Source organism: Burkholderia aenigmatica, from assembly GCF_902499175.1.
Taxonomy (GTDB): domain Bacteria; phylum Pseudomonadota; class Gammaproteobacteria; order Burkholderiales; family Burkholderiaceae; genus Burkholderia; species Burkholderia aenigmatica.
The window spans coordinates 1-13,387 of the sequence record NZ_CABVQC010000030.1; the positions used below are offsets into that span (position 1 = coordinate 1).

The window sequence follows — 13,387 nt, forward strand, 5'->3', positions numbered from 1 at the left end:
GCCTGCGGGTCGAGCGCGGCCGCCAGCCCGCCGAACCTGCGCTGCATCGTTTCGATATGACGCCATGCCGCGTCGTGCGCGGGATCCTCCGCGCGCCAGCGCGCGAGCGCCGCGTCGAACGCGTCGCCCGTCTGGCCGGCCTGCCGGTCGACCCACCATTCGACCGCGCGCCGCGCAACCTCCGGCGGCACCGCCGGCACTCCCGGGGCGGCCATCGGTCAGGCCGCCATCGCGAAGAAGCACTGCGCGCCGGCCTTCACGAGATGGCGCTTCACCGTCGCCAGCGACAGGCCGAGTTCGCGCGCGATCTCGGCCTGCGTGAGCCCATCGAGTTGCGCGAGCAGGAACGCACGCTTCGCCGCGAGTGGCAGGCCGTCGAGCAGCCGGTCGATTTCGAGCAGCGTCTCGAGTACGACGGCCCGCTCCTCCGGCGATGGCGCATAGGCTTCAGGGCGCTGCGCGAGCACATCGAGATACGCGCGCTCGATCTGCTCGCGCCGCCAGTGGTTGCTCAGCACGCGCTGCGCGACCGTCGTCAGGAACGCGCGCGGCTCGTCGGCGCCGATCGGCTCGTCGCGCGCGAGCAGCCGCATGAACGTGTCGTGCGCCAGATCGGCCGCGCGGTGCGCGCAACCGAGCTTCCGGCTCAACCAGCCGCGCAGCCACGCGTGATGGCCGGTGTAGAGGGCGTCGATTTCTCGATGGAGAGACAGCTTGTCAGCAGACATGGCCGGGTTCCGGGGTGCGCAGGCGTCAACGGTTTTGTAAATGAGAATGATTATTATATACAAAACGAGACAGGCGGCCGGGGTTTCGGTGGGGGTGGTGGGTGCTGCCGCGCTCTGGCGGGCAGCGTGCTCCTGCCGGTCACGCCGTGAGAGCCCAGGCACGGTGTTCCACGCACGCCGCGGCAATGAGACGGGAATGGGCGACCACGCCGCGATGCCGTCGCCGGGCGCGCGCGACGCGTCGCTAACACATTCGCCACACCCGGCCAATTCGATTCATTAAATAATTATTTGACGTATCAATAGCAATACCCCGGCCGCCTTAATTCCTCCCCCAATTGCCCGGAATTATCGCGAGATATGCAAGTCGCAATGGCGAAATCGCAAAATAACCGCCAATTGATACGCATTTTTCAACAATTCAAATCCGTCGATCGCATCGATCAGAGCACATCCCTGTCTTTCTCAGGCCACAAAAGAGAATTTCATTTTCCCGTTTTAATCGAGCTCGGTAGTCTCCTGCCATTCCGGATCACGAACACAAGCCAATGCGCAAGGAGATGACATGAAACGCACGACCCTCTCGCTGATTTCCATCGCGTCATTCGCGGCGATACCCGTTGCGCATGCGCAGTCGAGCGTCACGCTGTATGGCGTGATCGACACGTCGATCACCTACGTGAACCATGCGCAGGGCAAGGACAACGCGTGGATGCTCGGCAACAGCAGCGCGGGCAACCTGGCCGGCAGCCGCTGGGGCGTGAAAGGCACCGAGGATCTTGGCGGCGGGCTGAAGGCGCTGTTCCAGCTCGAGGACGGCTTCGATCCGAGCAGCGGCCGGCAGGGCCAGGGCGGCCGCCTGTTCGGCCGGCAGGCATTCGTCGGCCTGACGAGCGACCGCTACGGCACGCTCACGTTCGGCCGCCAGTACGATCCGCTCGTCGATCTCGTGCAGGGCATCACCGCCGACAACTATCTGGGCAGCGTGTTCGCAACGCCGGGCGACGTCGACAACTACGACAACAGCTTCCGCGTCGACAACGCGGTGAAGTACACGTCGGCCGTCTATTCGGGCCTGCAGTTCTCGGCGATGTATTCGTTCGGCGGCATCGCCGGCAGCACCGGCGCCGCAAATTCGTATTCGGCCGCCGTGTCGTACAACAACGGGCCGTTCAGCGTCGCGGGCGGCTACTTCCACACGACCAACAGCCCCGCGTCGAACACCGTGCGCAGCGGCTGGACCAGCTCGTCGGACGGCACGTTCGACGGCCCGATCAACAACGGCTATGCGAGCGCGCATTCGATCGGCATCGCGCGCATCGCGGGCCAGTACGTCGCGGGCCCGTTCACGTTCGGCCTCGGCTACAGCAACGCGCAGTACCGCCGTGATGGAAGCTCGGTGTTCGGCTCGAACGAGCACTACAACACGGGGCAAGGCTTCGTGAACTACCAGGCGACGACTGCGCTGCTGGTCGGCGTCGGCTACAGCTACACGCGCTCGGGCGGCGACACGTCGGCCACCTATCACCAGGTATCGGCCGGCGCGGACTACAACCTGTCGAAGCGCACCGACGTCTACCTGACCGCCGCATATCAACACGCGAGCGGCCAGACCGGCGACGGCAAGGGCGGCTCGATGGCCGCGCAGGCGTCGATCGGTTCGTACGGCTATGCGGGCACGAGCTCGCAGACGATGGTCAACCTCGGCCTGCGTCACCGCTTCTGATGCCAGACGGCCGGCTGCGCGCCGCGCGGCCGGTGTATCCGCATGAACCGGCACGGCGGCTTCGGCCGCCGTTGTTTCCGGATCGCCGGTTCATCGCTCTTTCAGCCCGGATATCGACTGCCACGCGATTTCCATCCGGTTTGATTCAGCACCGACTTCCCCAAGCGAATGACGCGACGCGTCAGTATTCCCGCCCCCCCCACTGCCCCGGCATTCGCACGAAAATCCGGCCATTTTTACCGATAATGCTTCGCTGAACCCCGTGATCGGACGCGATAAAAATGCGTGGCGAACGCATGGGCAAATGCAAAGGAAAGTTTGACGTGAGCCATTTGCCGGCTCGCTATGGCACACTTCGCGTCTGCGTAATTTCCTTGCACCGGGCGGCCGGATTCCGCCCCATCCTGCCATGCCGCGTCAGACAACCCGTTCGATCAGCCGAGAAACGCTGAAAATCGCCGCGACGATTGCGATGTCGTGCGCGCTCGCCGGCGTCGCACGGGCCGATTGCCTCGACGACGCGGCCGCGTTCCAGCACGTGAGCGTCAGCCTGATGCGCGGCATCGCGCAAGTCGAATCGGGGATGAATCCGAACGCGCTCAACACGAATACCAACGGCACGGTCGACATCGGCCTGATGCAGATCAACAGCACGTGGCTGCCGACGCTCGCGCGCGAGGGCATCACGCGGGAGAGCCTGTTCGACGCGTGCACGAACGCGTATGTCGGCGCGTGGATCCTGTCGCAGAACATCCGCCAGCTCGGCCCCAACTGGAACGCGATCGGCGCGTACAACGCCGCGTCGCCCGACAAGCGCCTCGCGTATGCGCGCAAGGTCTATGATGCAATCCGGACCATGCCGGATTCGCCGGATACACCCATGCCTATCCTTCCACCGTCCTTTACGCCGCCGCAACAGGCCCAGGCGTACAACCCGTTCGCGAGCCTGAGCGTGTCCGCGCCCCAAGGGGTCACACGCCCGCGCACGATCTCGCCGGCCCCGCCGCCTCCGCCGCAAGGCGGCCCCGCCGGCCCGGCCGGCACGTACAACTTCGGATGGTCGGTCACCGGTGCGGATCAGGCGAAACCGACCCAGGTCTTCGACGACGGCGCGCGGATTTACGTGCAGTTCAGCGACATGAAGCACGTGCCGGCGATCTTCACCGAGACGTCGGCCGGGCGCGTGCTGATGTCGTGGGAGCTGCAGTTTCCGTATGCCGTTCTGACGCGTCCCGCGCAAACGTTAATCTTCCAGCTCGGGCCGTTCGAGGCGCGCGCGCAGCGTGGCGCGGGCAATGGCGCAGGCATGACGGCGCAGGCCGGTACGGCAGGTGCGGCGGCGGCCGCCGCTTCTTCGAAGAAGCCGGCCGGTGCGGCGACGAATGCGGCAGCCAGTCCGGCTGCGACAGCCGCAACGGCTGCAAAACGCTCGGCGTCGACCGATGCGCTGTGGTACCTGAATACGCCGTCGACGTCGGGAACGGCAACGGCCGCGAACACGGCCACGCCCTCATCCACGTCGAACGCGCCGGCCACGTGGCCCACCGCGGTGACGTCGAATACGCCGCCTGCCGCCACGCCCCAGGCACCGGCCGCGACGACGCCGGCTACGCGTGTCAGCACCGACGCGCTCTGGTACATCTCGAAGTAACGCGCGGGCCGGTTGCGCGTCGGCAACCGGCATGCGCCACGCCCTGGCCGCTATCGAGCGGCCGTCGTACCGGACGGTGCCGATACCTACCGACGACACCAGCGAGTGATAGACGTCTAATAGAAGCTGACCCACAGCACCTGCTCGGCTTTCGCCTTGACGCGATCCGTCTCCGCGCTTGCGGCATCCTTCTTCAGGTTGATTTCGGCCGTGGTGCTCATTTCTCCTGAGTCGGCTTGAGCTCGGGCGCGTTCATGTCGTCGACCCACTGCAACTCGGCGGTGCCGTTCTTGCGGAAATACACGCGCAGATAGCGCGACGTCGACGATTCCGGCTGCGGGATCGTCACGTCGATCGTCTTGCGTTCCGGTTGAATGCCGCGCTGAATGTCGTCCAGCGGCTGCGCGAACTCCCAGAACAGCTTCACCTTCTGCCCGGGCGTCACCTTGCAGCCGCACGCGAATCCGCCGCCGCCACCGAAGGCCTCGCCGTCTTCCCGTGCCGACGGATTGCCGAAGCATCCCGACTTGTGCTCGTTGTCGAGCCAGAACTCGTGAAGCTTGCGGCCGTACTCGTTATATCCGGTGACGCACACGTTGTGCGGCTCCGCCGACGCATCGACGCCGTGCTTGCCGCATGCCGCGAGCACACCCAGCCCGACCAGCGCCAAACCATGCATCCCTGCCCTGAATCTCATCGATATCCTCACAAACTTGCGTCGTTGCTGCTGACTTCCGGTCATGGCGGACCGAACCGATTGCGTGCGTCGTCCCCGCGATTGAACCCGTTCATCGCAATGGCGACGAGCGTGCCGCCGCCGTGAGCGCCGGGCACCGCATCGGTCATCGCCGACATGCCGCTCAGTCGTTGCCCGATCGCGCCCTGTACGTCGGCGCCCACATTGGCGCCCGCGACGCGCACTCACGAACTGCCGGATACTGCCGCTCGAATCGCCGTCGCTCGTCTGGTGGAATCCGACCGAGATCGGATCGGGGCGACATGATGGGTGGGTTCGGGGTTCGCGAAAGGCGATACATTCAGTGACTGGCGTCGATGCATCAATGCACGCCTTACCGTTCGGTCAAATCGACGGCGGGTTGTTCGTCCATCCGTATGAATGCCTTGCCTTTCATTGCCGCGGGCGACTGGATGTCGACGTTTGCGACGCCGACCATCAGGAAGGTGCCCCCTTGAATCTGTTGCGCCGACGAACCCGGATCGAACGTCAGCTCGTCGTACGGCACGACGAATTCGACTTTCACCCGCTGTCCCGGCTTGACGGAAATGGAGGACGCGTAGGGACGGGAAGCGGGACTCAGGTACTTCTCGACAAGTTGGACGTCGAAGCCGACACGGGCGTCATTGAGCGCACCGATGTAAACATATTGCTTTTTCGGGTCTACCCGCTGCGGCAACCATTTCTCGGGACCGTCGATGACCACTTCCTGTGCCCCGTCATTTCCGAACACCACCTCGACCACCAGATTTCCCGACGCGGCATGCGCGGTGAACGCCGGGCGCAGATTGATTTCCGGCGTGCCGCGGTCAAGCAGGTCCTGTGCAAGACTGTACAAAAACGATAGCGTGCCGCCGATCGGGTCGCTGTATCGATACTGAAGATTACCCTCGTAACGCTTTCCATTCAGATCGAACGAATACGCGAGGACCGATCCGATATTCCGGCCCGGCACCGAAGCGATCTCGCCTCCGGCCAGGATCCGCTTCAGCTGGTCGAGCTTCGTCCTGTATTGATCCGTCAGTTGTGCCGTGTATTTTCCGATGCCCGAATATTTCGCCGGCGGCATGATGTCCAGATCCCGTCCGAGCGAATAGTAAGCAACGCGATCGCCGTCGACCGTGAATGCCATTGGAGGCGAGGGCTTGATCTGCCCCGGGCTGTTGCGTATCGTGAAGTAGTCCTCGCGTGCTTCTGCCGTTGCGGCCAACATCATGCCGAACAGAAACACCACCATCAGAAAACATGGCAGGCGCCCCCTGATTCCACCCGCCCGGATTCCCGCGCGACGCGCATCGTTTCCCTTCCTGACCGCCAGTGTCGCGCGCGACGGGTGTTCAGTCTGCATCATGTCACTCCCGCGTCAAACCGACCGACGGAACCGGATCCGTCCACGTGAAGAACCTGCCGGCCATCTCGTCCGGCTTGTCGAAATTGCCCCGCATGCGACCGACAAAATCGTAGGTGCCGGTTTCCACCCGCTGGATGGACGAATCGCGGTCGAACGACAACGCGTCAAAGGGAACCGCGAATCCAACACGGATCGCTTCGCCTGGCTTGACTGCGATTTCGCTGGCGTAGCGCCGCGATGCATCGATCAGATACTTGCTGTCGAGGCGGATCCTGAACTCGGCACCCGCGCTGTTACTTCCCTGGACTTCGACATATTGCCGGCTCGGAATCGCGAGATTGTCCGTCCAGGTTTCCGGACCATCGATGAGCACCGCCTGCCGGCCTTCGTTCCTGAATTCAAGTTCGATCAGCAAGCGATTCGCGACGGAATGAATCGACGTCGATACGCGAACCGGTTACCGGTGCGCCGTCCGACGTCCGCCGCACCGGCCCGCTCAGCCACGCGCCGTTTCGTGCAGGCTGCAACGCGTCAGCCGCGCCGCACCCAGATCACCTTGCCGTCGCGGATGCCGAGATTGCGGCGTTCCTGCCGGTAATCCATCGTGCCGGGCAGCGCCTTGCCGTCGCGTTCGAGCACGCGCCACAGGCAGCCGTCCAGTTGCGCCGTCGCATCGGCCTCGGTCTTGCCGACCAGTGCGTCGTCCGGCCCTGCGTCTGCCTTGCAGGCCTGCGACGTGCCTGCCGGCTCGCCATTCATCACCATGCCGCCTGCGGTCGCATTCCTCGTCTTCATGTCCGTACATCCCGCAAACGTTGCGCTCGCAACCAGCGCCATCATCATCGCGATCGTCTTCTTCATCGGTTTCTCCCTTTCGCGCCCGGTGGATCGGGTTCATGTCCTCATGCCAGCGCCGACCGGGCGTTGCATGCATGATCGGTTCCGCGCGGCGCCGGCCGTTTCCGGACGGTTGCCGGCCAGCGAACCGCGGCTTCGCGCCCGCCGGCCGCGCTGCTTCGGCGCACCGGCGTCGCCACCTCGGCCTGGTGCCGAAGCCGCCTGCATGTTACCGCACGCTGCGCGGCGAGACGGCACGCGCAAGCGCCTGACCGTGCTCGACGGCATGGTCGAAACCAGCACGCGTCGGGACAGTTCGCTTCATTCCAGTCGACTCGCCGGACGGCTACTCAGAACTTGTAGGTCGCGCCCACGATGCCGTAGTAGTTGCTGCGCGACTGGACGATCGGGCTGTCGCCGTAGCGGCCGAGCAGCCGCGTCACGCCGCCGGTCGCGAGCACGGACCAGTGCTGCGACAGGGTCCAGTTCCACGCGACCGCCATCGACGCACTGTCGATCCCGCCGCTCGTCGAATACGGCCGGAACCGGCTCGTCATCGACTGTGCGTCGGTCACGCCGTAGAACGTCTGCGTATAGCGCCCCGAGCCCGCATGCACGGTGCCCGTCACGATGATCTCGTGCTGCGCGGTCTTGAACACCGGCACCGCGAGATCCATGTGCCCCGACACGCCGCGCGACGTGTGCGTCACAGGGGTGTCGATCGTGACGCTCAGTTCCGCCGCGTTGAACAACGTCACGCCCGCGCGCACGCCGACCAGCACCGAGCCCGGAATCCGGCCCATGCCCTTCAGGTAGTCGGAGCCCGGCATGTCGAACCGGTTCTCGTCGGTGCGGCCCGCATCATAGCTCACGGCCGCCGATACGAACGCGCCGTGCGGCAGGTCCAGCCGGTAGCCGGCGCCCTCGGTGCTGTCGATGAAGAAGCCGTTGCCGAACTTCGCGGAAAAGCCCGGCGCAACGACGCCGCGGTACTGGTTGCTGCCTTGATAGCGTGGCGCGAAACCGCCGCCGAGCGACAGCGAATACTGGTTTTCCGCGTGGGCGGCGGCGGCGAGGGTCAGGCCGGCGAGCGGCATGCAATAGCGGTAGCGGCGGAGTATTGGGCGCACAATATTGAGATAGTAGTGACGGAGCCCGCAGTCTAGGTGCCGCCCTGCGCCGAGACTGTCCTGAATCTTCGGGGAATCTGTGCTCAATTGTGTTCGATTGTTCGAGATTGTCGTCCCGCTCCCCCGGCCGTCGGTGAGCCGGTAGAATTCGCGTGCCGCGCCGCACACCGGCTTGCCCGGATGTGAAGTGGCGCGTGCATCCGAGGAGACCATGAACGAAGATCCGCTTAAATACCGCGTACTGCTGATCGAGGACGACGACCGCCTTGCGCAGCTCGTCCGCGAATACCTCGACGGCTATGAATTCGCGGTGACGGTCGTCCGGCGCGGCGACCTCGCCGTCGCGGCGGTGCGCGAGCACCAGCCCGCCCTCGTGATACTCGACCTGATGCTGCCGAACCTCGACGGGATGGAGGTCTGCCGGCGCATCCGCGCGTTCACCAACGTTCCCGTGCTGATCCTGACCGCGCGCGCGGACGTCTACGACCAGGTCGCGGGCCTCGAGACGGGCGCCGACGACTACGTGACGAAGCCGATCGAGCCGCGCGTGCTGGTCGCACGCGCCCGCGCACTGCTGCGCCGCGCGCAGCCGGCCGCCACCGAAGCACCCGTAGCCGCACCCGAAGCGCTCGTGTTCGGCGAGCTGGCGATCTCGCCGCCAAACCGCACCGTCACATGGCGGGGCGATCCGGTCGACCTGAAGACCGCCGAGTTCAACCTGCTGCTGATCCTTGCGCGCGCGGCCGGCACCGTGCTGAGCCGCGACGACATCCTGAAGCAGCTACGCGGGATCGAGTTCGACGGGCTCGACCGCTCGGTCGATTCCGGCATCTCGAAGCTGCGCCGCCGCTTCGAGGATGCGTCGTCGGAGCCGCACAAGATCAAGACGATCTGGGGCCGCGGCTACCTGTTCAGCCCTTCTGCGTGGGACGAATAAATGCTCCGCCCGTTGATTCGGCTGTACCTCGTCGTCATCCTGTTCGTCGCCGCGTCGATCCTGTTCATCCAGCTGTCGTTCGACCGGATCTTCTACGATCGCAGCGCGCAGGCGCAGCGCGACTCGTTGACAACTTATGCGTTCGTGCTCAACGACTACCTCGAACGCCATCCGGGCGCGCAGCGCGAGCTTGCGTTGCGCGAGCTCGCGAAACACGGCAACGAAGGGTTCGGCTTCCTGTCGATGACCGCCGCCCGTGCGCAATTGAGCGGCACGCCGCTGCGCGATCTCAATGCCGGCCGAATTGCGATCAGCTATAACGGCAAGGATTACTACATGCCGCTCGCGGATGGGTCGGTCCTGCATGCGCGGCCGATCGAAGCGTCCGATCTCGACATCCGGATCTATGCGTACCTGCTGCTCGCGCTCGGCACGCTGTTCGCGGTAGTGCTGTGGATTCACTATCACTGGCGCGACCTGCGCAAGCTGCAGGATGCCGCACGCGCATTCGGCGCCGGCACGCTGTCGACACGTGTGAAGTTGTCGGGCAAGTCGAACATCTACGAACTGTCGCAACAGTTCAACGACATGGCCGAGCGCATCGAGGCATCGATCAAGCAGCAGCGCGAAATGATGCACGGCATCTCGCACGAACTGAAGACGCCGCTCGCGCGGCTCGAATTCGGGCTCGCGCTGCTCGCCGAGCCTGACGAAACGGGACGGATGCGCGAACGCCGCGACGCGCTGCGGCGCGACGTGCGCGAACTCGACGAGCTCGTCACCGAGCTGCTGACGATCGGCCGGCTCGAACAGGGCGCGAGCGAGCTCGCGCCGATGGAAGTCGTCGTCGATGCGCTGATCGACAGCGTCGCCGGCAACGTCGCAAACGACATCGCCGATCGCGGCATCTCGCTCGACGTGTCGACGCTCGATGCACCCGCCGCCCACGTGTGCGACCCGAAGCTGGTCGCCCGCGCATTGCTGAACCTGATCCGTAACGGCGCGCGCTACGCGTCGCGCACGGTGCTGCTCGCCGCCGAGAGCGACGCGTCCGGCGCGCTCGTACTGAGTGTCGACGACGATGGCCCCGGCATTCCGGCCGCCGAACGCGCCCGCGTGTTCGAACCGTTCCAGCGGCTCGACTCCAGCCGCGACCGGCAGACCGGCGGCTTCGGGCTCGGACTCGCGATCGTGCGGCGGGTCGCACAAGTACATGGCGGTGACGTGCGGCTCGAGGATTCGCCGCTCGGCGGCGCACGCTTCGTGATCACGCTGCCCGCGCGAACGGTGCCCGACAATCTGTTCGACATGCCGGGCGCCCTCGCCCATGCCGACGCATTCGGCGGCAGCGCGGGCATGGCCATCCCGCGGCAATGACGCGCGCGGCAGGCACCCTCGCTGCCCTCGCCTGACCGCTCGACTGTCCGGACGCCTGCCGCCGGTGTGAGCAACGCCGCTCAGCTGCGGCGCAGCAACGCGACGAAGAACAGGCTGCCGAACATCGCGGTCACGATCCCGATCGGCAGATCTTCCGGCGCCGCGAGCGTGCGGGCGGCCACATCGGCCCAGACGAGCAGGATCGCGCCGGTCAGCGCGGCCACCGGCAGCAGCCTGCCGTGCTCGGCGCCGACGACGCGACGGCACAGATGCGGCGTCACGAGCCCGACGAAGCCGATCGCGCCGCTCACCGCCACCATCGCCCCCGTCGCGAACGACGCGACGACGAAGACCTCGCGCCGCATCCGCGCGCTCGGCACGCCAAGCGCGGCCGCGGCAGCATCGCCCGACATCAGCGCATTCAGTTCGCGCCGGCGCGCGTACAACGCGCCGCCGGCGAGCACCGCGCACACGGCCGGCACCGGCAGCAGATCCCAGCGCGCGAGCCCGACGCCGCCAAGCATCCAGAACAGCACCGACGATGCGGCGCGCTGGTCGCCGAGATACAGCAGCAGGTTGCCGAACGCGGCCATCATGAACGACACCGAGACGCCCGCGAGCAGCAGCCGGTCCGATTCGAGCCGGCCGCGCCGGTAAGCGAGCGCGACGACGCAGGCGGTCGCTGCGAGCGCCCCCGCGAAGGCCGCGGCCGACAGCGTGAACGGGCCAAATGCCGCACCGGCCATCACGGTGACCGCGACGGCGCCGAGCATCGCGCCCGCGCTCACGCCGAGCAGGTGCGGATCGGCCAGGCGATTCGCGGTCGCCGCCTGCAGCGCGACGCCGACGGCGGCCAGCGTCGCGCCGACGATCGCGGCCAGCAGCGCGCGCGGCATCCGGATCAGCCAGACGATGCTGTCGTCGCCCGCCCCCGCCGCGAACGCGCCGGCCTCGCCGAACGCCGACACGATGTGCGTGGCGACGATCCGCACCGCGGCCGGCATCGCGATCGGCGCCGGCCCGAACGCGGCCGACGCGACGATCGACACGACCAGCAGCAGCGCCAGCACCGGCAGCACCACGCGCACGCCGGGCCGCGACGCACGCACGGGCACGCTCATCGCGCCGGCCCCGCGAACGCGGCCGGATACAGCGCGCGCGCCAGCGTCTCGACGGCCGCGACGTTCTCGGGGCCCGGCGTCGCCGCATCGTACGGAATCACGATGAAGCGCCTGTCGCGGATCGCAGCCACCCGCGCGAGCGAAGGCTGGCTCAGCAGGAACTGCTGCTTCTGCGCCGCCGTCACGGCCGAATAGTCGACGATCACGATCACCTGCGGATCGCGCGCAACCACGCTTTCCCAGCTCACCTGCGTCCAGCTGCGCGGCAGATCGGCCATCACGTTGCGTGCCCCGGCCGCCGCCAGCAGCGCGGTCGGCATCGCGAGCCCGCCGGTCGTCATCGGCTTGTCGGTGCCGCTGTCGTAGACGAACACGCGCAGCGGCTCGGGATGCCCGATCGCACGCGATACCGCCGCGAGACGCGCACGCATCGCGGCGACGACCTGCGCGGCGCGCGCGTCGACGCCGAAGATCCGGCCGAGATTGTTCAGGTCGCGGAACACGTCGTCGAACGACGCGGCCGCCTGCTTCATCACGTGCGAACACGATTCGGTCAGCTCGTACGTGCGGATGCCGAACGGGGCAAGCGTCGCGGGCGTCACCGGGCCGCCGACATGCATCCCGTAGTTCCAGCCCGCAAGATAGAAGTCGGCACGCGCGGCCGCCAGCACCTCGAGCGACGGATACTGGCTCGCCAGTTCGGGCACGCCGCGCAGCGCGTCGCGCACGCGCGCGGTGCCCGTCTTCCAGCCGCCGATGCCGGTGTAGCCGACGAGCCGGTCCTTCAGGCCAAGCACGAGCATCATCTCGGTCAGGTTCACGTCGTTGCTCACCGCGCGCGTCGGCGCGCGCTCGAACGTCACGTCGCGATCGCAACTGCGCACGGTAACGGGATAGGCCCCCGCCTGAACGGCTGCGCAGCCGAGCACGGTCGCGGCAACCAGCCGGCGGGATACGGACGACAACGACAAGGCGGAGGACAAGACAGGAAGCGGCATGGCGGTCATTCCGGATGAAGCGGCGTAATGCGCGGCCGGCCCGTGACGGGATGGCGATCGACGAGCGCGGCGACACCGAACACGTCGCGCAGCAGCGCTTCGGTCAGCACGTCGGCCGGCGTGCCCGATGCGACGATCCGGCCATGCGCGAGCACGTGGAGCCGGTCGCAATACGCGGCCGCGAGATTGAGGTCGTGAATCGTGGCGAGCGTCGCGATGCCGAGGCGCCGCACGCGCGCGAGCAGTTCGAGCTGATGGCGCAGGTCGAGGTGGTTGGTCGGTTCGTCGAGCAGCAGCAATTCAGGCTGCTGCGCGAGCGCGCGGGCCAGCAGCGCGCGCTGCTTCTCGCCGCCCGACAGCGACGCGAAGCGTTGCGCACGGCGCTCGACGAGGCCGACGTCGTGCAGTGCGGATTCGACGATCCGGCGATCGTCCGCCGACTCCGCATCGAACGGCCGCAGGTGCGGCGTGCGCCCCATGCCGACCAGTTCGTCGACCGTCAGCCCGAAATCGTCCGGCGTCTCCTGCTGCAGCACCGCGATGCGTTGCGCGACCGCGCGCGGCCGCATGCGCCACACGTCCTGCGCGTCGAGCGCGACACGGCCGGCATCGGGCCGTGCGTAACGGAACACGCAGCGCAGCAGGCTCGTCTTGCCGCTGCCGTTCGGGCCGACCAGCCCGACGAACTCGCCTTCGGCCACGCTCAGCGTGACCGAATCGAGCACGGTGATCGCGCCGCCGGGCGACCAGCTCACGCGTTCGATGTCGAGCATGTGCGTCACGGGAGGCTCGTCG

General features: G+C 66.7%; 15 protein-coding genes. 4 read left to right on the top strand and 11 right to left on the bottom strand.

What is annotated here, in order from left to right:
- The coding region (locus BDO18943_RS21535; RefSeq protein ID WP_175023958.1) for a FecR/PupR family sigma factor regulator at positions 1 to 215 on the bottom strand (215 nt) is incomplete at its 3' end.
- A 3-nt stretch (positions 216 to 218) separates the two neighbouring features.
- On the bottom strand, positions 219 to 728 hold the full coding sequence (locus tag BDO18943_RS21540; RefSeq protein ID WP_175023959.1) for a sigma-70 family RNA polymerase sigma factor: 510 nt from the start codon (positions 726 to 728) through the stop codon (positions 219 to 221).
- A 565-nt stretch (positions 729 to 1,293) separates the two neighbouring features.
- Here BDO18943_RS21540 and BDO18943_RS21545 point away from each other — a divergent pair.
- Both BDO18943_RS21545 and BDO18943_RS21550 read left to right on the top strand, forming a co-directional pair.
- Positions 1,294 to 2,454, top strand: a complete 1,161-nt coding sequence (locus tag BDO18943_RS21545; protein ID WP_175023960.1) for a porin — start codon at positions 1,294 to 1,296, stop codon at positions 2,452 to 2,454.
- Between the two features lie 409 nt (positions 2,455 to 2,863).
- Positions 2,864 to 4,105 carry a lytic transglycosylase domain-containing protein gene (locus BDO18943_RS21550; RefSeq protein ID WP_175023961.1) on the top strand — a complete coding sequence of 414 codons (1,242 nt, stop codon included), beginning with the start codon at positions 2,864 to 2,866 and terminating at the stop codon, positions 4,103 to 4,105.
- 217 nt (positions 4,106 to 4,322) lie between these two features.
- On the opposite strand, the gene BDO18943_RS21555 is transcribed toward BDO18943_RS21550, so the two are convergent.
- From BDO18943_RS21555 to BDO18943_RS21580, 6 genes are all read right to left on the bottom strand, one after another.
- Positions 4,323 to 4,802: a hypothetical protein gene (locus BDO18943_RS21555; protein WP_175023962.1), complete on the bottom strand. Its 480-nt coding sequence runs from the start codon at positions 4,800 to 4,802 to the stop codon at positions 4,323 to 4,325.
- A 41-nt stretch (positions 4,803 to 4,843) separates the two neighbouring features.
- Positions 4,844 to 5,026, bottom strand: coding sequence for a hypothetical protein (locus BDO18943_RS42705; RefSeq protein ID WP_235996152.1), 183 nt, complete (start codon positions 5,024 to 5,026; stop codon positions 4,844 to 4,846).
- 149 nt (positions 5,027 to 5,175) lie between these two features.
- A complete protein-coding gene (locus tag BDO18943_RS21565; protein ID WP_186249031.1) occupies positions 5,176 to 6,192 on the bottom strand; it encodes a hypothetical protein in 1,017 nt (338 codons plus the stop codon).
- A 1-nt stretch (position 6,193) separates the two neighbouring features.
- Positions 6,194 to 6,607: a hypothetical protein gene (locus BDO18943_RS21570; protein WP_175023964.1), complete on the bottom strand. Its 414-nt coding sequence runs from the start codon at positions 6,605 to 6,607 to the stop codon at positions 6,194 to 6,196.
- A 116-nt stretch (positions 6,608 to 6,723) separates the two neighbouring features.
- Complete coding sequence (locus BDO18943_RS21575; protein WP_175023965.1) at positions 6,724 to 7,053, bottom strand: hypothetical protein; 330 nt, start codon at positions 7,051 to 7,053, stop codon at positions 6,724 to 6,726.
- Positions 7,054 to 7,379: 326 nt separating this feature from the next.
- On the bottom strand, positions 7,380 to 8,126 hold the full coding sequence (locus BDO18943_RS21580) for a MipA/OmpV family protein (RefSeq protein ID WP_043182380.1): 747 nt from the start codon (positions 8,124 to 8,126) through the stop codon (positions 7,380 to 7,382).
- A gap of 244 nt (positions 8,127 to 8,370) precedes the next feature.
- On the opposite strand from BDO18943_RS21580, the gene BDO18943_RS21585 reads away from it, so the two are divergent.
- Both BDO18943_RS21585 and BDO18943_RS21590 read left to right on the top strand, forming a co-directional pair.
- Positions 8,371 to 9,096 (top strand): response regulator, encoded by a 726-nt coding sequence (locus BDO18943_RS21585; protein ID WP_175023966.1) that lies wholly within the window; start codon positions 8,371 to 8,373, stop codon positions 9,094 to 9,096.
- Positions 9,097 to 10,473, top strand: a complete 1,377-nt coding sequence (locus BDO18943_RS21590) for an ATP-binding protein (protein WP_175023967.1) — start codon at positions 9,097 to 9,099, stop codon at positions 10,471 to 10,473.
- 80 nt (positions 10,474 to 10,553) lie between these two features.
- Here BDO18943_RS21590 and BDO18943_RS21595 read toward each other — a convergent pair whose 3' ends face one another.
- The 3 genes from BDO18943_RS21595 to BDO18943_RS21605 are packed head-to-tail and all read right to left on the bottom strand — an operon-like array spanning position 10,554 to position 13,374.
- Entirely contained in the window at positions 10,554 to 11,594 is a 1,041-nt protein-coding gene (locus BDO18943_RS21595) for a FecCD family ABC transporter permease (protein WP_175023968.1), read from the bottom strand.
- The gene (locus BDO18943_RS21600; RefSeq protein ID WP_175023969.1) at positions 11,591 to 12,601 is read right to left on the bottom strand and encodes an ABC transporter substrate-binding protein; all 1,011 of its coding nucleotides are present in this window, start codon (positions 12,599 to 12,601) and stop codon (positions 11,591 to 11,593) included. Before BDO18943_RS21600 ends, BDO18943_RS21595 begins: the two co-directional genes overlap by 4 nt.
- A complete protein-coding gene (locus BDO18943_RS21605) occupies positions 12,598 to 13,374 on the bottom strand; it encodes an ABC transporter ATP-binding protein (RefSeq protein WP_456151299.1) in 777 nt (258 codons plus the stop codon). The genes BDO18943_RS21600 and BDO18943_RS21605 overlap by 4 nt, the downstream gene beginning before the upstream one ends.
- Between the last annotated feature and the right edge of the window lie 13 nt (positions 13,375 to 13,387).